We start from the raw sequence: 19,298 nt of genomic DNA, 5'->3' as shown, positions 1-19,298 counted from the left end.
TTCGGGTTGACGGGCGGCTTTGTATGGGCAGTGGGAATGAAGACTTGGGCTAATGGGGGATTTTATTGGGTAATAACTGAAAACAGCCGAATCCCTGTGCTTGGATCTCAGCTGTTGAGTACCGATGGTTATTTTGCAAAGGTATAGGCCGTCTGAAAACTTGAAGGAAGCGGCCGTCTGTTAAATATGAGATAATGCGGGGGGATTTCATGGGTGTGGTAGAAACATGGTTGAGTCTGTCCGGTGGGAATCATGCCGGACAACGATGGAATCGGTTTGCTTGAAACGCCCGCCTTTGCGGGCTTTTTTATGGGAGGGAATGGTCATGCCTAATCCGCTTTATCGGCAACATATTATTTCAATTTCAGATTTGACGACGGAGCAGCTCGAATTACTGCTTCAGACGGCCTTGAAGTTGAAAAAGCAGCCTCGCGAAGATTTGCTTGAAGGTAAATTGATTGGTTCGTGCTTTTTTGAACCCTCTACCCGTACGCGTTTGTCTTTTGAAACGGCGGTACAGCGTTTGGGTGGGAAAGTTATCGGTTTTTCCGATGGCGCGAACACCAGTGCGAAAAAGGGTGAAACGCTTGCAGATACTGCGAGGATTATTTCCAGCTATACGGATGCGATTATTCAGCGACACCCGAAAGACGGTGCGGCCCGTGTGGCGGCCGAGTTTTCGAGCGTACCTGTGATTAATGCCGGCGATGGTACCAACCAGCATCCGAGCCAGACACTTTTGGATTTGGTAACGATTTATGAAACACAAGGTAGTTTGAGCAATTTGAAGATTGCGATGGCCGGTGATTTGAAATATGGCCGTACGGTACACTCATTGTGTCAGGCGCTGAAGCGTTGGGGTTGTGGATTTGCGTTTGTTTCCCCTCCCAGCTTGGCGATGCCGGACTATATTACTGAAGAGCTGGAGGAGGCCGGGTGTCCTTATCAAATTTTGCCTGGCTTGGAAGAAGCGGTCGAATGGGCGGATATTTTGTACATGACCCGCGTTCAGCGCGAACGTTTTGATGAGCAGGAATTTGCCAAAATCCAGGGTAAATTCAATCTTGATGCGTCAATGCTGGCAAATGCCAAACCCAATTTGCGCGTCTTGCATCCTTTACCGAGGGTAGATGAAATTCATCCAGATGTAGATAAAACACCTCATGCCTATTATTTTGAACAGGCAACCAACGGCGTGTATGCACGGATGGCGATTTTGTCTTTGGTATTGAACGAAGAAGTTTAAGGAGCGAAAGATGGAAAACTCAAAACTCAGCGTTGAAGCGATCGAACAAGGTACGGTGATTGATCATATTCCTGCCGGTAAAGGCTTGGCCATTTTAAGGCAGTTTAAGCTGCTGCATTATGGCAGTGCGGTTACGGTCGGCTTTAATTTGCCCAGCAAAACGCAGGGAAGCAAAGACATTATCAAAGTCAGCGGCGTATGGTTGGATGCCAATGCGGCTAACCGTTTGGCTTTATTTGCCCCTGAAGCAGTAGTAAACAAAATCGATCAGTTTAAAGTGATCGACAAACAGCATTTGTCATTGCCAGACGAAATTTCGGAAGTATTCCGCTGCCCGAATACCAATTGTGCCAGTCATGGCGAGCCGGTCATCAGCCGCTTTTATGTCCGTTCACATAATGGTCAGACGCGTTTGAAATGCCATTATTGCGAAAAAACCTTCTCGCGTGATTCGGTTGCCGAAGCCTGATAAAAATCTCAGGCCGTCTGAAAACACAGCTGTGCGGTTTGAGTTGTCTGCTTGATACATCAGTTTCATAAAAAGCAAGATATTAAGCAAATTGCGTTAAAATTACGTTAAAATAATGCCTTCTGAGTTGATGACATCATTTGCTCAAAAGGCATTATTTTTTATAACACGACACGAAATGTAGGAAAACTTATGCACTCATCCATACAAAGCCGGTTTGCCCCAATTTTATACGTCTTGATTTTCTTTGCTGGATTTTTGGCAGCACAAGTTTGGTTTAATCAGCAAGCCTATTTGACCAACCTTCCCCTTTTGGTTACTGCCATTTCTGCCGTTGCATTGGTTTGGTTGATTTGGGCTGTCGTCTCTGCGCGATCCAAAGCAAAAAGCAAGATGTTGCACCGTGAGCAGCTGATTCAAAAAGAAAGCATTCATCCTGTTTTGCATGCGACGTTGCAGCGTTCTGACGGTCAAACAGATTTATTGGTTTTGGTTGTCCGCAATAGCGGTAAGGGCTTGGCGAAGAATGTGCATTTTGAAGTAGAGCCTTTGCCTGATCACTTGCCGAGCAAGCTGGTTGCCGATGCAGTTATGCAGTTGGAAATGTTTTCCGGCGGTGTAGATATGCTGGCATCGGGCGAATTGTATGGTAGCGTGTTTGCAAGTATGTTGGCGCTGGCTGCCGAATTGCCGGACCAAACATTTGGCGGCGTGTTGAAACTGAAGGCTACTTATGAAAATGCTTTTGGTGATCAATGCACTTCTGAAAGCATCTTGGATTTGAGCATACTGAATTTCAATTTGTTAGAAATTAAATCCAGTGGCGAGCAAAAGCCCCGCAAGAAATTGTTGTATTGATATTCAAAATATGCAGGCCGTCTGAAACCGAAATACTTGGTTTCAGACGGCCTGTTGTTATTTTTCAAATGATTTTTGAAGAAAAAGAGGCGTATCGGGTATAATAATCAAAGAATTCGAAACGGATTGTCAGGATCGGCAAGCCGTCTCATCATTGTCGTATTTCAAAACCTTACTGATATTTTTTCAATAATCTGTTGCTATGTATCGGAACTTTTTCTGATGTTGGCACTGGCGAAATATTCCTTCAGCCATTTACTCTCAGGAAGCTGCTTATGTTAGTGTGTAATCCTTATGAAGTTGTGATCCATGGTACGACCAGCAAAGGCAAGATTTTCCGACCAAGCGACTGGGCGGAGCGCCTGTGCGGTATTTTGTCTTCCTTCACCAAAGACAATCGCCTTTCCTATTCGAATTGGGTGCGCCCGATTTTGGTGGACAATGTCCGTTGTGTGGCAGTCGATAAAAAACTGGAAGAAGACAATCCGCAAATGTTCCGTTTCTTGATGGATTTTGCAGCGGATAACGATTTGCGCGTGATTGATTGCAAAGCCTTGCTTAAAGAGCAAGAAAGCAAACAGCAGGGCGAAGTGCCGGTCGAGCGCGTTTTGTTGGCGCAGGCGATTGAAGAAAAACACGCCGCCGAGCGTGCGGAAGCGGCCGATACCCAGCCCGAGCCTCAAGCTGTCGCGCCTGTGGTCGGCGTATTGCGTGAAATTCCGCCGGAAGAAACTGCAACCGCTTTTGCGGCACTGAGCATTTTGCGTTCTTCTTTGACCGATATTCACCGTTTTGTCGAACAAATCAACGAGCATCAGCGCAAAACCGGCTACCGCCTGTTGGGTATTTTTGAAGAAGGCAAACAAAATGCCGTGGCCGTATGCGGTTTCCATACTGCACATAACTTGGCCAGCGGTTACCATATCCATATTGATGATCTCGTAACCATGCCGCAATGCCGCCAAAAAGGCTATGCTTCTCGCTTGTTGGAAGAAGTACGCAAAATCGGTGCGGAAACCGGCGCGACCAAAATCCATCTGAATGTCCATGTTAACCATGACCGTGCAGGTGCGCATCGTCTCTACTTCAAAAACGGATTTGAAATTTGCGCTTACCATTTCCGTTGCGATCCGAAATAATTTTTGTGGAAAGAGAGAAATCAATGTTGAAGATTTTGACCGCGGCTGTTTTGACACTGAGCTTGGCGGCCTGCGCATCAGGCAGCGGAGGCAGCTCGCAAATGTATGGTGAGATTAAGGCCGGTGTAGAAACCAGCCATCAACGTTGAGATATATAATGACAAGGCCGTCTGAAATAGGTTTTCCTGTTTCAGACGGCCTTTTTGCAACTTGATTAGAGTGTCGTGGAGGTGTCGTCAGCGGCAACAGTCCGATGCAGGCGATACCAATTGTACAGGCGCAGGATGCACAAGAAAGCGATGATGGGCATGCAGGCTGCGGTAACCAGATAACGCGGGTTGCTGAAGTTTAAAACATTGTGCCCGGAAAGCAGCGACAAAGCGGCATGCAACCATTCCCACAAAGACGAAATGCTGAATGCCAAAACAGCCAACAGGCCGAGAGTTCGGAAAATGCCGATGGGCAGGATTTGTTGGCGTAATACAGCTCGGTTGAGTTGGAACAAGACAATCAAACCGAAGCCGATAATGCAGACCATGCCGCCGTTGGCGACGATTTGCAGGCTGTTGAAGGCAATGTCGGGCGTAACGGAAATTGTACCGGACTGGTTGGCTGCGGTTTGTTGTAAATTTAAGCCTTGCATGACATTAAGTACGAAACCGTAGATCAGGTCGGCCAAAACGATGCCGATGGGCAGAGGAGTCAGAAAACGTTTCATGGATCGGTCGGATATTTCAGTATTCTATTCGGATGAGTGAGGCCGTCTGAAAATTAAACATGACGACGTGAGAGTGTATTGTATCCGATAGGAAAGTAGGTTAATGCAAAAATAAATTTAGTTTAAGTCAGAAAATCATGTAATTTTACGCCAACATTATTGCATTAAGAGTACAATCTTCTTCATTATCAAACGTGGAATCAACAGGAAAGGACGTTTACATGAGCGAATTGCAACGTGATTTAACCCGTATCAGTCACAATACCAAAATTGTCGCCACATTGGGTCCGGGCAGCAACAATGTACAATTGTTGGAAGACATGATCCGTGTCGGCGGCCTTAATGTCGTCCGTTTCAATTTCAGCCACGGTACGCCGGAGTTTCATGAAGAAAATGCCCGTATCGTACGCGAAGCCGCGAAACGTGCGGGTCAGGAAATCGCCATTCTTGCCGACTTGCAAGGTCCTAAAATCCGCGTGGGCAAAATTGCAGGCGGCAGCATCGAGCTGAATAAGGGTGAAACCTTGATTTTGGATGCCGCGCTTGAAGGTGAAGGCACACGCGAAGCGGTTGGCCTGGACTACCGCGATTTGCCGAATGACGTCGTTGCCGGCGATGTTTTGTGGCTGGACGACGGCCTGTTGACTTTGACCGTTGAAGCGGTTGAAGGAAGTAAGATTATTACAAGGGTAGAAAACAGCCATGTGCTGAAAAGTAACAAAGGTATCAATAAACGCGGCGGCGGCCTGTCTGCCGGCGCGTTGACCGAAAAAGACTTCCGCGACCTGAAAACGGCGATTGCCATTGGTTGCGACTACTTGGCCATCAGCTTTGTGAAATCTGCCGAAGATTTGCACATCGCACGCGCCAAAGTCGAAGAAGAAATGAAAGGCAGTACAGCCGTACGCCCCGGTTTGATTTCCAAAATCGAGCGCGTAGAAGCCATTGAAAATCTGGACGAAATCATCCTTGCCAGCGACGGTATTATGGTTGCCCGCGGCGACTTGGCAGTGGAAGTCGGCCATGCCGCCGTACCTGCCCTACAAAAACGCATGATCCGCCGCGCCCGTGAGTTGCGCCGCTTCAGCATTACCGCAACTCAAATGATGGAATCGATGATTACCAACCCTGTACCGACCCGCGCGGAAGTCAGCGACGTGGCCAATGCAGTATTGGACGGTACCGATGCGGTGATGTGTTCTGCCGAAACCGCCGTCGGCGCGTATCCGTTTGAAACCGTCAGCCAAATGGCGATTATTTGTGCGGCTGCGGAAAAAGAACAAGATTCGCTCAACGGCGTTGCCGAACAGGTCGAGTATCCCGAAGCCGTCAGCACCAACTTGGCGATTGCCGGCGGTGCGGTCAGCGTGGCGCGCGCAGTTCACGCCAAAGCCATCGTTGCCTTGACTGAAAGCGGTTCGACCGCCTTCGAAGTCAGCCGCCACAACATCACCCTGCCGATTTTTGCCCTGACGCCGAGTGTTTCAGCGCAACGCCGTATGGCGATGTACCGCGGCGTGCGTCCGTTGATTTTGGCAACCAGTACCGATCACGATACCGCGCTGAACGAAGTGGAAGCCATGCTGGTAGAACACAAAATCCTCCAAAGCGGCGACCAATACATCATCACCAGCGGTTCGCAAATGCGCGAATCTGGTTCGACCAATACGTTGGAAGTGTTGCAGGTTAAATAATTGCAGTGATCCGATGATTGGAAAAGCAGGCTGTTTTAGCCTGCTTTTTTTGTGTAAAAAAAGAAAAGATTAGGCAAAAATAATGATGTAGTATAGAATTGAGTGCCTATACTAAATCAATAAAGGACGTTTCAGACGGCCTTTTTCTTTGTCCGCCACTTTTACGGTAAACCAAAATGATTCATTTCAATCTGAAAAAAACAGCATTTATTTTAAGCACAGCACTTTTATCTACCGCCGTCCAAGCTTCCGGTTACCACTTCGGCACACAATCCGTTAACGCACAAGGCACGGCCAACGCCGCCGCCGCCGAAGCCGCCGACGCCTCAACCATTTTCTACAATCCGGCCGGTTTGAGCAAAATCGACAGCAGCCAAATTTCCGTCAACGCCAATATCGTTTTCCCAAGCATTCATTATGAGGCGGAATCTGCGAAACACTTCCGCACAGGTGCCGATGTCAGCGGCTCGACCAGCGGCAAAATTACCGAAACCACCGTTGCTCCGCACGTTTATGGCGCGTACAAAGCCAGCGACGATGTGACTTTGGGTTTGGGCGTGTACGTTCCCTTCGGCTCTGCAACCGAATACGAAAAAGATTCCGTCTTGCGCCACAACATCAACAAACTGGGTTTGACCACCATCGCCATCGAGCCGGTAGTCGCGTGGAAACTGAATGAGCAGCACGCCGTCGGTGCCGGTTTGATTGCCCAATATTCCAAAGCCGAATTGCGCAAATACTCCGACTGGGATGCTTCCGGCGCCATCAGCCAGTTGGCCAGCGGCTTGGCTTCCCGTCAAGCAGGCCGTCCCATTGCTGTCGATGCGACCGGCAAAGCTGACGGTCATGCCGATGTAAAAGGTCACGATTGGGGCTTCGGCTACCAACTGGCGTGGATGTGGGACATCAACGAGCGCGCACGCGTGGGTGTGAACTACCGCTCCAAAGTATCGCATACGCTGAAAGGCACTGCCGATTGGGAAGCTGACGGCGCATATGCAAAACGCGCTTGGGATTTGGGTGCAATGGCAGCACGCGGTTATGTGCCGAACGAAAAAGCCAGCGTAAAAATCGTCACGCCTGAGTCTTTGTCTGTTCACGGTATGTACCGCGCCACCGACAAAACCAACCTGTTCGGTGATGTGACTTGGACGCGCCATAGCCGCTTCAACAAAGCCGAGCTGGTGTTTGAAAACACCAAAAAAGTTGTCAACGGCCAATCTGACCGTACCGTCATCACGCCTAACTGGCGCAACACTTATAAAGTTGCATTCGGCGGCTCTTACCAAGTTACCGAACCATTGCAACTGCGTGCCGGTATCGCTTTCGACAAATCACCGGTTAAAAGCGCCGAAGACCGCATGAACAGCCTGCCTGACGGCAACCGTATCTGGTTCTCCGTCGGTGCTAAATATCAACTGGGTAAAAATCATGTTATCGATGCGGCGTACAGCCATATCCACATCAATGACACGGTTTACCGCACAGGCAAAGCCAGCGGCAACGACGTAGACAGCCGCGGTGCATCTTCCGCCCGCTTCAAAAACAAGGCGGACATCTTGGGCTTGCAATACACTTACAAATTCAAATAATCGGATTTAAGTTGTGGATAAAAAGGCCGTCTGAAATCTTTAGACGGCCTTTTTGATTGGTAGGAACAGATGGAACAATTCACAGGCAATAAATGGCGTGCTGGACTTTTCATATTTCTGATTGGAATGGCAGAACGGAAAGACGATAGAAAAGGGAATAGCCGATTACTGGCTTGAGAAAATAAGATGTTGTTTGCGCTTTAAACACTGTACTACTAATTTTCTCTAATAGGCTGCAATTAAAAGGCCGTCTGAAAAACAGGTTTTCAGACGGCCTTTGTTTGCCGGATGTCTGCTAAGAAAGCCCAATCAGCTGCGGACTTCCAGTTCGATTTCTCTTTCCTGTTCGTCTTCAGCCGGTTTATCCATGGTTTTTTCATCAGCCATATTGTCCAAATCGCGGCCGGGTTCGGAGGCGGTATCGCCGATGGAAACGCTGTTCAGGCTTTCCAAAATAATGGCTGAGGCCAGATGGTCGGATGTGCGGTACACCATTGCCAAACCGATTTCTTCCGCCGGAATGGAAACCAATTCAACCGTATCTTTGTCTTTCGGCTTGCGAATCAGGTTGTTGGATAGATTGACACGGACTTGGCGGCCGCGTTTGTAGAGGCTGACCACAGTGCCTTTGTCCAAGCCGTCGAGTTTGCCTTTATCCAAAGTAATGGTTTGGAACTGGCCGGCTTCGCCCACGCCGTCGAAGATGGAAACGACTTTGGCCTGAATCGGACGGGCAGGGGCGTGTGGCATCACATTGAAGCTGTCGAGGCCTTCGGGCAGTTTCAGCAGATAGTCGTCTTTGCGGATTTCGGAAACGGCTTCTTCGATAACCAAAGGTTGCGCGGACTGGGTGCGCAGCTTCATGGCTTTGTTGACTTGGGTGTAATACTCGTTGCTTTTGAGTTTTTCGTCAGAAGCGCGGGTACGGTGTTCCAATGCGGAGTCGGTATAAGGCAGCGTGTTGGCGATGCCGCTGAACACGACTTCTTGGCCGAGGAATTTGCCGGTTTCCGGATCGGTAATGTTTTTATTGACGCGGTAGGTCAGGTAGCGGCCGGGTTCGGTCAGGCCGTATGCGTACACGCGGTTGCCTTGGGTGTAGAGGACGCGGTTGTCGGGGCCGGCAATCAGGCGCGGCGCGTTGGCGGTTTCTTCCGGAGCGATAATCTGCGGATGTTTCATGAACATGCGGTAGAGGTTGACGTTGACGGTCGGAATACCGTAGCCGGAAGTTTCGCGTACGCGCGGATGCAGTTTGATCACGGGAATGCCGTCTGAACGGGTTTGAGCGTGTTCAAAACCCAGTCGCGGCTGGCCGTTGACGTAGCGTAAAACCAACACCTGACCCGGATAGATTAGGTGCGGATTGCGGATGGCGTTGCGGTTGGCGCCCCAAAGGCGGTTCCATTGCCATGGGCTGTACAGATATTTACCGGAAATACTCCACAAGGTATCGCCGTTTTTAACGACGTAGCGTTGCGGCGCATTGGGGCGGATTTTTAAAGAAGCTGCCTGAGTGTGGGCAGAAATAGCCATGCCTGCTATGCAAAGCAGGGTTATAATACGTTGTTGCATAACCGTTCCCCTTGAAATCGATTCGGTTTGTCTTCAGATGATAAACAGAGAAGGCTGGAGTTTGCGAAACTGCCGCCCATTCATCAATACGATAACGAACGGCCTCCGTCGCGCTATCTTAACATTTTTCGGCGTTATTTTAGCATTGAATGTTGCTGTCATGACAGGAGATTGTGGCGGCGGAAACCGAATCTGTATGAAAATCACACATCAGCTTTATAAAACGAGAATATTATGGCTTTACTGAACATCCTCCAATACCCTGACGAGCGTTTGCATACGGTCGCCAAACCTGTTGAAAAAATCGACGAGCGCATCCAGACATTGGTTGCCGATATGTTTGAAACCATGTACGAAGCACGCGGTATCGGCTTGGCGGCCACTCAGGTCGACGTACACGAGCGCATCGTCGTGATGGATTTGACCGAAGACCGCAGCGAGCCGCGCGTGTTCATTAATCCCGTCATTGTCGAAAAAGACGGCGAGACGACTTATGAAGAAGGCTGCCTGTCCGTGCCGGGCATTTACGATACCGTAACCCGTGCCGAGCGCGTCAAAGTTGAAGCTTTGAACGAAAAAGGCGAGAAATTCACGCTGGAAGCAGACGGCCTGCTGGCAATCTGCGTGCAGCACGAATTGGACCACCTGATGGGCATCGTGTTTGTCGAACACCTGTCGCAGCTGAAACAAGGCCGCATCAAAACCAAACTGAAAAAACGTCAGAAACACACCATCTGACCTGCGCATCGCTTAAAGGCCGTCTGAAAAGACAAAACAGAAGGCAGACTTCGGTTTTCAATCTTTCAGACGGCCTTTTCAGCTGAAACAGTTTGCCCAACGTGCCCATTCAAACCATTTCCACAAGGACACAACATGAAAGTCATCTTTGCCGGTACGCCTGATTTTGCCGCCGCCGCCTTGAAAGCCATCGCCGCCGCAGGTTTTGAAATTCCGCTGGTGTTGACCCAGCCCGACCGCCCCAAAGGCCGCGGCATGCAGTTGACCGCATCGCCGGTTAAACAGGCTGCCTTGGAATTGGGTTTGACCGTGGCGCAGCCGGAAAAGTTGCGCAATAACGCCGAAGCCCTGCAAATGCTTAAAGATACGGGCACGGATGTGATGGTAGTGGCCGCGTATGGTTTGATTTTGCCGCAGGAAGTGTTGGATACGCCCAAACACGGCTGCCTCAATATCCACGCTTCGCTGTTACCCCGTTGGCGCGGCGCGGCACCGATTCAACGTGCGATTGAAGCCGGCGACGCCGAAACCGGTGTGTGTATCATGCAGATGGACATCGGCTTGGACACCGGCGATGTGGTCAGCGAACACCGTTATGCCATCCAACCTACGGATACTGCAAACGAAGTGCATGACGCGCTGATGGGTTTGGGTGCGGAAGCGATTGTGGCCGACTTGCAGCGTTTGCAGGCGGAAGGCCGTCTGAACGCGGTTAAGCAGCCTGAAGAAGGCGTTACCTACGCCCAGAAATTGAGCAAAGAAGAAGCGCGTATCGATTGGAACGAGTCCGCGGACATTATTGAACGCAAAATCCGCGCCTTTAACCCCGTACCTGCCGCGTGGGTCGAGTATCAAGGCAAACCGCTGAAAATCTGGCGTGCCGAGGTAGTGTCCAAACAGGGTAAGGCTGGCGAAGTATTGTCCTGCACTTCAGACGGCCTGCTGGTGGCGTGCGGTGAAAATGCGCTGAACATTACCGAATTGCAGCCTTCCGGTAGCAAACGCATGAGCATACAGGCATTTGCGGCAGGCAGAACGATTGAAGTCGGAGCGGTTTTGTAACAGGCTGGAAATCAACGTAGAGGAAAGAAGACAATGGCTGTTTTTGAAGTGCTCGAGGGCGATATTACCCGATTGGCAGTCGATGCGATTGTCAATGCCGCCAATTCATCGCTGTTGGGCGGTGGCGGCGTAGACGATGCAATACACCGTGCCGCAGGCAAAGAGCTGCTGGAGGAGTGCCGTACTTTGGGCGGTTGCCGCACAGGCGAAGCCAAAATAACCAAAGGCTATCGTTTGCCTGCGCGTTTTGTCATCCACACGGTCGGGCCGGTATGGTTTGGCGGAAAACAAAATGAAGAGGCCAAATTGGCACAATCCTACGCCAATTACTTGCTGCTTGCCCAAAAACACAATCTCCACAGCATTGCCTTTCCGTGCATCAGCACCGGTGTGTACCGCTTCCCGGCCGAAGCCGCCGCGCGTATCGCTTTAGAGAGTTTGAAGCAAACCCTACCGCAATGTCCGGCAGTGGAAAAAATCATCTTTTGCTGTTTTTCCAAAACAGATGCCGAATATTATCGGGCATTGCTGGCAGCCGAACAGGTTGTCTGAAAATTGTAAATGGAAAAGCCGGACACATCGTCCGGCTTGAAAATTCAATATTGGTAGGTTGCTCAGTCATCGCAATGGTTATCTTGATCGACCTTGGTCACACGGCCATTTGGGATTGAAACATCCACATCGTATTCCGTACAGCCTTTGCGGATTTCAATTTCCCAGCGGCCGTTGCTGCGGTCAACGTCTGTAACGCGGCCGCCGCCAACATGTTTTTTGGCAATGGTAATGGCTTGAGCTTTAGAAATGGAACGAGAATGATGTTTGTGGGCAGCTGTTGCAGACAAGCTGCCGGAAACCAATACTACAGAAGTCAGCAGGACAAAAGTAGAACGTAATTTCATAAAATTTCCTTGTTTGGGAGTAAAAGATTGACTCTGAAACCAAAAGCGGCCATTTGCCAATAAGATGAATGAAAATAGAGATTTGCTACTTGGGTATGATATCAAGGTTTATAGTTTTTTAAGAAAATTATTTAATATTTTAAATTAAACTTTTAAATAGAAAGCAAAAATATGAGTATGTCCCTCGCCCAAAAACTGGCCGCCGACAGCGTTGCCGCGGTTGCCGAAGGGCGCAATCTTCAGGATGTCTTGGCGGAAATCCGCGCGGCGCATCCGCAGCTGACGGCGCAGGAAAACGGCGCGTTGCAGGATATTGCCTACGGTTGCCAACGTTATTTGGGCAGTTTGAAGCACATGCTTGGTCAAATGTTGAAGAAGCCGATTGACAATCCGCAGCTTGAAAGCCTGCTTTTGGCAGCGATGTACCAACTGCATTACACGCGCAATGCGCCTCATGCCGTGGTCAATGAAGCGGTGGAAAGCATTGCCAAAATCGGCCGCGGCCAGTTTCGCTCGTTTGCCAATGCGATTTTGCGCCGCTTTTTGCGTGAACGCGACAAGCTCGCGGCTTCCTGCAAAAAAGACGATGTGGCGAAACACAACCTGCCGCTGTGGTGGGTGGCTTACTTGAGAAACCATTATCCGAGACATTGGCACAACATCACCACCGCGCTGCAATCGCATCCGCCGATGACTTTGCGCGTCAACCTCCGACACGGCAATGCCGAAAGCTATTTGGAAAGACTGGCAGCGGAAGGTATTCCGGCCAGGGCGTTGGACGAATACGCCGTGATGTTGGAAGAAGCCGTGCCGGTAAGCCGCCTGCCCGGTTTTTCAGACGGCCTGGTATCGGTGCAGGATTTTGGTGCGCAACGTGCTGCCTATTTGTTGAACCCGAAAGACGGCGAACGCATCCTCGATGCCTGTGCGGCGCCGGGCGGTAAGACGGGCCATATCTTGGAACTGGCAGATTGTCATGTTACCGCTTTGGATATAGACGAAGGCCGTCTGAACAGGGTGAAGAGCAATCTTGACCGTTTAGGCTTTCAAACGGCCTCTTTGACTTGTGCCGATGCGCAGGACTTGGCGGCATGGTATGATGGTAAGGCCTTTGACGCTGTTTTGGCCGATGTGCCGTGTACCGCTTCGGGCGTGGCGCGCCGCAATCCCGACGTAAAATGGCTGCGCCGACCGACCGATGCTGTCAAAACCGCACGCCAACAGGAAGCATTATTAGACGCGCTGTGGCAGACCCTGACGAAAAACGGCAGGATGTTGCTGGCTACCTGCTCGGTCTTTGTCGAAGAAAACGACAGTCAGTTGCAAAAATTCCTTAACCGCCATGCCGATGCCGAGTTGATCGAATCGCATGTGCTTTTACCGAACAAACATCAAGATGGCTTTTATTACGCGCTTATTAAAAAGCAGTAAAACGCTGATTGTACCGCTCTTGCTCGCCGTGTCGCTGAATGCGGCGGGCGAGGGCATCAGTGCGACCCGTGCCGAGGCAAAGCTGACCCATGCCGGACAGCTTTCCGTCAGCAGTCGTTTCCGCACCGACCTGCCCGACCAGCTTAAAGAAGCACTCAAACAGGGCGTCCCCCTGCATTTCAATTTGAGTTGGCAGCTGTCAGCGCCGTCTATGTCGTCTTATAAATTCAAGTTCGACCAGCTGCTCAACAACGACAGCACGATTCAATACAAATTGTCCTTCCATCCGCTGACCAACCGCTATCGCGTTACCGTCGGTACGTTTTCTACCGAGTACGACACGCTTGAGACTGCCTTGCGCGCAGTGGGCGCGGTCGCAAATTGGAAGGTTTTGTCCAAAGGCGCGCTGAGTGATGTGGCCGCCAAAGACACGAAGGCTGAAATCCGCCTGCTGCTGACAACCGCCAAGCTGCCCAAACCGTTCCAAATCAATGCTCTGACGTCTAAAAACTGGCATTTGGATTCGGGTTGGAAATCCTTGTCGGTCGTGCAGGAGTAAACCATGCGCCGCTTTCTCCTGATTGCCGCCGTATTCGCCGTAGTTTTGTTGTACGGTCTGACTGTTGCAACGGGCAGCAGCAATGTGTTGTCCGATTATTTCTGGTGGATTGTTGCTTTGTGCGGCTTGCTGTTGCTGGTGTTGGCCGCGGTGTTGGTGCGCTATGTCGTGCTTTTGATGCGCGACAACAGCAAAAGCGTATTCGGCTCGCAGATTGCGCGTCGGCTGTCGGGGATGTTTACTTTGGTTGCCGTATTGCCAGGCGTGTTTTTGTTCGGTATTTCCGCCCAGTTTATTAACGGTACGATTAATTCTTGGTTTGGCAACGATACCCATGAGGCTCTAGAGCGCAGCTTAAATTTGAGCAAATCCGCGCTGAACTTGGCGGTGGACAACGCTGTCAGCAACGCCACGCCGGTGCAAATCGACTTAATCAGCGCCGCTTCGCTGGACGGCAACTTAGGGCAAGCGCTGGCAAAATCCGCGCTTACTGCCGACTTTGCCCAGCTGGCGCTTTACAACGCGACTACCCATAAAGCCGAGAAAAGCATCAATCCCCTGAAACTAAATCAACCCGAGCTTAACAAAGAAGGATGGGAGCAGCTGGAGCAGACCGGTTCGGTTCGCAGCTTGGAAAACATCGGCGGCGTGCTGTATGCTCAAGGCTGGATGCTGATCGGTACGCATAAAAATCAGGATTATGCGTTGTTTTTCCGGCAGCCGATTCCGAAAGATGTTGCCCAAGATGCGACGCTGATTGAAGCGGCTCGTGCCAAATACGCTGAGCTGAGTTATACCAAAAAAGGCCTGCAAACCTTTTTCCTGTCCACGTTGTTGGTCGCAACATTGTTGGCCATTTTTTTGGCGCTGGTGATGGCTTTGTATTTTGCCCGCCGTTTTGTGGCACCGGTATTGTCGTTGGCAGAGGGCGCGCGGGCGGTGGCTCAGGGCGACTTCAGCCAGACCCGGCCGGTATTCCGCAATGACGAGTTCGGACGTTTGACCCAGTTGTTCAACCACATGACCGAGCAATTATCGATTGCCAAAGAGGCGGACGAGCGCAACCGTTTGCGCGAAGAAGCCGCCCGCCATTATTTGGAATGTGTGTTGGAAAGTTTGACCACAGGTGTGATTACTTTGGATGCCGATGGCCGTCTGAAAACCTTTAACAAAGCCGCCGAACAGATTTTGGGCGTTTCGTTGGTGTCTTTGTGGGGCAGCAACTGGCATCAATGGCACGGCAAATCGCCGCAGCAAACCCTGTTGGCCGATGTGTTTGCCGCCATTAATGAAACCGCCGACAGCGACAAACCCGTCCAAGTCGAATATGCCGCGCCCGATGATGCCCGAATCTTATTGGGCAAGGCCACCATCCTGCCGGAAGACAACGATAATGGCGTGGTGATGGTGATTGATGACATTACCGTCTTGATGCGGGCACAAAAAGAGGCCGCATGGGGCGAAGTGGCGAAACGCTTGGCGCATGAAATCCGCAATCCGCTCACGCCTATCCAGCTTTCTGCCGAGAGATTGGCATGGAAATTGCATGATAAACTTGATGAACAAGACGCTCAAATCCTCAGCCGTTCAACCGATACCATCGTCAAACAGGTTGCCGCGCTGAAAGAAATGGTCGAAGCATTCCGCAATTATGCGCGTGCGCCGTCGCTGAATTTAGAAAAACAAGATTTAAACGGTTTGGTGTCGGAAGTATTGGTATTATATGAGGCCGGCGCGTGCAAGTTTAATGCTCGGCTCAGCGCCGACGCCTTGCCGATTGTTGCCGATACGACGGCGATGCGCCAAGTGTTGCATAACCTATTTAAGAATGCCGCAGAAGCGGCAGAGTCGGACGAAGCGCCGCAAGTAAACGTCGAAACAGGACGCGAAGGCGGACAGGTTTTCCTGACTGTCTGCAACAACGGTAAAAGTTTCAGCAAAGAAATGCTGCACAATGCTTTTGAGCCGTACGTTACCGACAAACCGACAGGAACGGGGCTGGGTTTGCCCGTTGTGAAAAAAATTATCGAGGAGCATGGCGGCCGCATCAGCCTGAGCAATCAGAACAGCGGCGGCGCGTGTGTCAAAATAGCTTTACCGGAAATGGCAGAAACTTATGCGAAGCAGTGATATTTTGATTGTAGATGATGAAGTAGGCATCCGCGACCTGCTCTCCGAAATCCTTCAAGACGAAGGCTATACCGTCACTTTGGCTGAAAATGCCGAAGAAGCGCGCCAATTGCGTTATCAAACGCGTCCGGCCATGGTGTTGCTGGACATTTGGATGCCCGATTGCGACGGCATCACTTTGTTGAAAGAGTGGGCGAAAAACGGCCAACTCAATATGCCTGTGGTTATGATGAGCGGCCATGCCAGTATTGACACCGCAGTTGAAGCCACCAAAATCGGTGCGCTCGATTTTCTGGAAAAACCGATTGCCCTGCAAAAACTCTTGTCCGCAGTAGAACGTGCCTTGAAACACGGCGAAGTTCAGACGGCCTCCGGCATGACTTTGGACAAACTGGGCAACAGTTCCGTCATTCAAGAAATGAACGGCAGCATTGAAGCGGCCGCCAAACACAACCGCCCGCTGTTGTTGGCCGGTGAGGCAGGCTCGCCGTTTGAGATTGTCGCCCGCTATCTGCACAAAAGCGGTACGCCTTGGGTGGCAACCGACCGTGTCGAACACATTGTCGATACGCCGATGGAGCTGTTGCAAAAGGCATCAGGCGGCATTTTCTATGTCGGCGATATTGCTCGTTACAGCAAAAATATCCAAAACGGCATTGCTTTCTTGCTTGAAAAAGCCGACCGCTACAATGTCCGTGTGATTGCTTCATGCGGCTTTAAACGCGGTGAGAGCGCTGATGACGTCGTTGCCGGCCGACTGGCGGAGCTGTTGAAAGAGTGCATCAATGTTCCTTCTTTGCGCAGTCAACCAGACGATATCGTCTTTTTAATCAACCGCATCATGACCGATTTGGCCGAAAGTCAAAAAATCCAGCCGGTAAAATTCAGCGATAGCGCGTTGGTGGTTTTGCGCCAATACGATTGGCCGGGCAATTACGACCAGCTTGCCGAAACGGTGAAAAACATCATGTTGGAATCGGACGGCAAAGAAGTGGACGAGCAGGCCGTTGCTGTGGCTTTGGGTCAGAAGGAAAACGCGACGGCGACAGAAATCATCGGCGGCTTCAATTTCAATATGCCTTTGCGTGAATTGAGGGAAGAAGTCGAGCGCCGCTACTTTGAGTACCACATCGCCCAAGAAGGCCAAAATATGAGCCGCGTGGCGCAAAAGGTTGGTTTGGAGCGTACGCACCTTTACCGCAAACTCAAACAACTCGGTATCAGCGTATCGCGCCGCAGCGCCGACAAATCCGAAGAATAAGCGCAATATCGGTTCAAACACAAAAGAGGCCGTCTGAAAGCCATCAGGTTTTTCAGACGGCATCGTCATTTGACGGTTTGCTTAGGCAAGCAATACTTTATAAAAATAATGATATGGCTCGGCATTGTTATTTTGCCTTTTAAGCCGAAAGAATACGAAAGTCGGCAAAACTGCTCAGATTACAACTGAGTCGGAAAAACACTATACATTGATTATGTCTGAATCGATGCACCAAGAATTGAAAAATTATTGTGCTCAACATGGTATTTCTTTGAAAGATTTTGTCATTCAGGCGATTCAAAATGAAATGCAGCAGTAATGGCTAAAACATAAAGATGTAAATATGCTTTAATGTAAAGATGTACTTTTGAAAAGGAGTTGTCCAATGTTAGGACATTTTGATTATGAAGTAGCTTTAGAGATTTTAGGCCAAAGTCAGCAGTCTTTAGTTCAGGCTCGCTATGATGAATACAATAAAGAAAACCCAAATCCGGAGCTTTTGAAATTTCTACGTAGCCGTATGGCCGTTGTAGATGAGCTAATGGATAACTTAAAACCTGATGATGAATATCTGATTAATCGTATATTGGATAAAAATGATGTTTTGAGAAAGTTACTGTGATGGGAAACTAAAGCTTTATATCAATAAAATTTTCAGACGGCCTTGATTTACTTCAGGCCGTCTGAAAAAAACATTACGAAAAGGGAACAGATTGATGACGGAAAACGAGCGTTTTGCTTGGTTGCAACTGGCATTTACGCCCTATATCGGCGCAGAAAGTTTTTTGGTGCTGTTGCAGCAATTCGGTAGCGCACAAGCTGCCTTGAATGCGCCGGCAGATAGAATTGCCGCGTTGGTACGCCATAAACAGGCGACCGAGTCGTGGCGTCATGCGGACAAACGGGCTTTGGCGCAGCGGTCTGCTGAAGCCGCTTTACAATGGGAAACGCAGGACGGTTGCCGTTTGTTGCTGCTGCAAGATGATGATTTCCCCGAAATGCTGACACAAGGCATTACCGCGCCGCCGGTTTTGTTTTTACGCGGTAATGCAGAGTTGTTGCACACACCTTCTGCCGCGATTGTCGGCAGCCGCCATGCCACGCCGCAGGCAATGCGGATTGCCAAAGATTTCGGCAGGGCATTGAGTGAAAAAGGCATTCCCGTCGTATCGGGTATGGCTTCGGGTATCGATACCGCCGCCCATCAAGGCGCATTGCAGGCAGATGGCGGTACCATTGCCGTCTGGGGAACCGGTATAGACCGCATTTATCCGCCGTCCAATAAAAACCTTGCTTATGAAATTGCTGAAAAAGGATTGATTGTCAGCGAGTTCCCTTTGGATACGCGTCCATTTGCAGGCAATTTTCCTCGCCGCAACCGTCTGATTGCCGCGTTGTCGCAGCTGACATTGGTGGTAGAAGCGGCATTGGAATCCGGCTCATTGATTACCGCCAAGCTGGCGGCGGAGATGGGGCGCGAAGTGATGGCGGTGCCCGGTTCGATAGACAATCCGCATAGCAAAGGCTGCCACAAGCTGATTAAAGACGGGGCAAAACTGGTTGAATGTTTGGACGATATTCTCCATGAGTGTCCGCAGCTATTGCAAAATACGTCTGTTCCATCATATTCTATAAATAAGACGGTCAAACCGAAAAACGCTCAAACTGAACGGCTGCAACAAAAAACAATAGTGAATGAACCGCAAAGGCCATCTGAAAACCTACCTGCCGCCCCATTAACAAGCGCTTTATTGGAAGCAATGGGTTACGACCCGATACACCCCGATATTTTGGCGCAACAAACCAATACGGCAGCGGCAGACGTGTACGCACAGCTTTTGGAATACGAACTTGACGGTATCGTTGCTGCCTTACCGGGCGGCCGTTATCAGCGTGTCAAAGCATAAATTATCTATATTTAAGGAAC

The 19,298-nt window shown here is 50.1% G+C and carries 19 protein-coding genes; 16 read left to right on the top strand and 3 right to left on the bottom strand.

Annotated elements, in window-relative coordinates; translation table 11 throughout:
* The first annotated feature begins 325 nt into the window (after window positions 1–325).
* From pyrB to HMPREF2865_RS12325, 5 genes are all read left to right on the top strand, one after another.
* Window positions 326–1,246 carry an aspartate carbamoyltransferase gene (pyrB, locus tag HMPREF2865_RS03930; protein ID WP_070645716.1) on the top strand — a complete coding sequence of 307 codons (921 nt, stop codon included), beginning with the start codon at window positions 326–328 and terminating at the stop codon, window positions 1,244–1,246.
* Between the two features lie 10 nt (window positions 1,247–1,256).
* Window positions 1,257–1,715: an aspartate carbamoyltransferase regulatory subunit gene (pyrI, locus tag HMPREF2865_RS03925; protein ID WP_003684689.1), complete on the top strand. Its 459-nt coding sequence runs from the start codon at window positions 1,257–1,259 to the stop codon at window positions 1,713–1,715.
* 192 nt (window positions 1,716–1,907) lie between these two features.
* Entirely contained in the window at window positions 1,908–2,573 is a 666-nt protein-coding gene (locus HMPREF2865_RS03920) for a hypothetical protein (protein WP_070645711.1), read from the top strand.
* Between the two features lie 275 nt (window positions 2,574–2,848).
* Window positions 2,849–3,712: a GNAT family N-acetyltransferase gene (locus HMPREF2865_RS03915; RefSeq protein WP_070645709.1), complete on the top strand. Its 864-nt coding sequence runs from the start codon at window positions 2,849–2,851 to the stop codon at window positions 3,710–3,712.
* A gap of 23 nt (window positions 3,713–3,735) precedes the next feature.
* Window positions 3,736–3,861 (top strand): hypothetical protein, encoded by a 126-nt coding sequence (locus tag HMPREF2865_RS12325; RefSeq protein ID WP_003684698.1) that lies wholly within the window; start codon window positions 3,736–3,738, stop codon window positions 3,859–3,861.
* Between the two features lie 65 nt (window positions 3,862–3,926).
* Here the strand turns inward: HMPREF2865_RS12325 and HMPREF2865_RS03910 are convergent, their stop codons facing one another.
* Window positions 3,927–4,430 (bottom strand): hypothetical protein, encoded by a 504-nt coding sequence (locus tag HMPREF2865_RS03910; protein ID WP_049336347.1) that lies wholly within the window; start codon window positions 4,428–4,430, stop codon window positions 3,927–3,929.
* 221 nt (window positions 4,431–4,651) lie between these two features.
* On the opposite strand from HMPREF2865_RS03910, the gene pyk reads away from it, so the two are divergent.
* On the top strand, window positions 4,652–6,124 hold the full coding sequence (gene pyk, locus HMPREF2865_RS03905) for a pyruvate kinase (protein WP_070645707.1): 1,473 nt from the start codon (window positions 4,652–4,654) through the stop codon (window positions 6,122–6,124).
* Between the two features lie 176 nt (window positions 6,125–6,300).
* Window positions 6,301–7,716 carry an OmpP1/FadL family transporter gene (locus HMPREF2865_RS03900; protein WP_070645705.1) on the top strand — a complete coding sequence of 472 codons (1,416 nt, stop codon included), beginning with the start codon at window positions 6,301–6,303 and terminating at the stop codon, window positions 7,714–7,716.
* Window positions 7,717–8,025: 309 nt separating this feature from the next.
* Here the strand turns inward: HMPREF2865_RS03900 and HMPREF2865_RS03895 are convergent, their stop codons facing one another.
* The gene (locus tag HMPREF2865_RS03895) at window positions 8,026–9,291 is read right to left on the bottom strand and encodes a LysM peptidoglycan-binding domain-containing protein (protein ID WP_070645703.1); all 1,266 of its coding nucleotides are present in this window, start codon (window positions 9,289–9,291) and stop codon (window positions 8,026–8,028) included.
* 234 nt (window positions 9,292–9,525) lie between these two features.
* On the opposite strand from HMPREF2865_RS03895, the gene def reads away from it, so the two are divergent.
* From def to HMPREF2865_RS03880, 3 genes are all read left to right on the top strand, one after another.
* The gene (gene def / locus HMPREF2865_RS03890; RefSeq protein ID WP_003678675.1) at window positions 9,526–10,029 is read left to right on the top strand and encodes a peptide deformylase; all 504 of its coding nucleotides are present in this window, start codon (window positions 9,526–9,528) and stop codon (window positions 10,027–10,029) included.
* Window positions 10,030–10,164: 135 nt separating this feature from the next.
* Window positions 10,165–11,091 (top strand): methionyl-tRNA formyltransferase, encoded by a 927-nt coding sequence (gene fmt, locus HMPREF2865_RS03885; RefSeq protein WP_070645701.1) that lies wholly within the window; start codon window positions 10,165–10,167, stop codon window positions 11,089–11,091.
* Between the two features lie 33 nt (window positions 11,092–11,124).
* Window positions 11,125–11,643: an O-acetyl-ADP-ribose deacetylase gene (locus HMPREF2865_RS03880; RefSeq protein WP_070645698.1), complete on the top strand. Its 519-nt coding sequence runs from the start codon at window positions 11,125–11,127 to the stop codon at window positions 11,641–11,643.
* Window positions 11,644–11,705: 62 nt separating this feature from the next.
* On the opposite strand, the gene HMPREF2865_RS03875 is transcribed toward HMPREF2865_RS03880, so the two are convergent.
* Window positions 11,706–11,990 (bottom strand): PepSY domain-containing protein, encoded by a 285-nt coding sequence (locus HMPREF2865_RS03875; RefSeq protein WP_070645696.1) that lies wholly within the window; start codon window positions 11,988–11,990, stop codon window positions 11,706–11,708.
* Window positions 11,991–12,161: 171 nt separating this feature from the next.
* On the opposite strand from HMPREF2865_RS03875, the gene rsmB reads away from it, so the two are divergent.
* The 6 genes from rsmB to dprA all read left to right on the top strand — a co-directional run bounded on the left by rsmB (window position 12,162) and on the right by dprA (window position 19,278).
* Complete coding sequence (gene rsmB, locus HMPREF2865_RS03870; protein WP_070645694.1) at window positions 12,162–13,421, top strand: 16S rRNA (cytosine(967)-C(5))-methyltransferase RsmB; 1,260 nt, start codon at window positions 12,162–12,164, stop codon at window positions 13,419–13,421.
* Window positions 13,387–13,980, top strand: coding sequence for a DUF4390 domain-containing protein (locus HMPREF2865_RS03865; RefSeq protein ID WP_004520180.1), 594 nt, complete (start codon window positions 13,387–13,389; stop codon window positions 13,978–13,980). Before rsmB ends, HMPREF2865_RS03865 begins: the two co-directional genes overlap by 35 nt.
* Window positions 13,981–13,983: 3 nt before the next feature.
* Window positions 13,984–16,110, top strand: coding sequence for a sensor histidine kinase (locus tag HMPREF2865_RS03860; protein WP_070645692.1), 2,127 nt, complete (start codon window positions 13,984–13,986; stop codon window positions 16,108–16,110).
* Entirely contained in the window at window positions 16,097–17,371 is a 1,275-nt protein-coding gene (locus HMPREF2865_RS03855; protein WP_070645690.1) for a sigma-54-dependent transcriptional regulator, read from the top strand. The genes HMPREF2865_RS03860 and HMPREF2865_RS03855 overlap by 14 nt, the downstream gene beginning before the upstream one ends.
* A 385-nt stretch (window positions 17,372–17,756) precedes the next feature.
* Window positions 17,757–17,993 (top strand): hypothetical protein, encoded by a 237-nt coding sequence (locus HMPREF2865_RS03850; RefSeq protein WP_070461203.1) that lies wholly within the window; start codon window positions 17,757–17,759, stop codon window positions 17,991–17,993.
* A gap of 94 nt (window positions 17,994–18,087) precedes the next feature.
* Window positions 18,088–19,278: a DNA-processing protein DprA gene (gene dprA, locus HMPREF2865_RS03845; protein ID WP_070645688.1), complete on the top strand. Its 1,191-nt coding sequence runs from the start codon at window positions 18,088–18,090 to the stop codon at window positions 19,276–19,278.
* The last annotated feature ends 20 nt before the right edge of the window (window positions 19,279–19,298 follow it).

The sequence above is a fragment of the Neisseria sp. HMSC073G10 genome, from assembly GCF_001812605.1.
GTDB lineage: Bacteria > Pseudomonadota > Gammaproteobacteria > Burkholderiales > Neisseriaceae > Neisseria > Neisseria subflava_A.
This window is presented reverse-complemented; position numbering and strand designations above follow the sequence as displayed.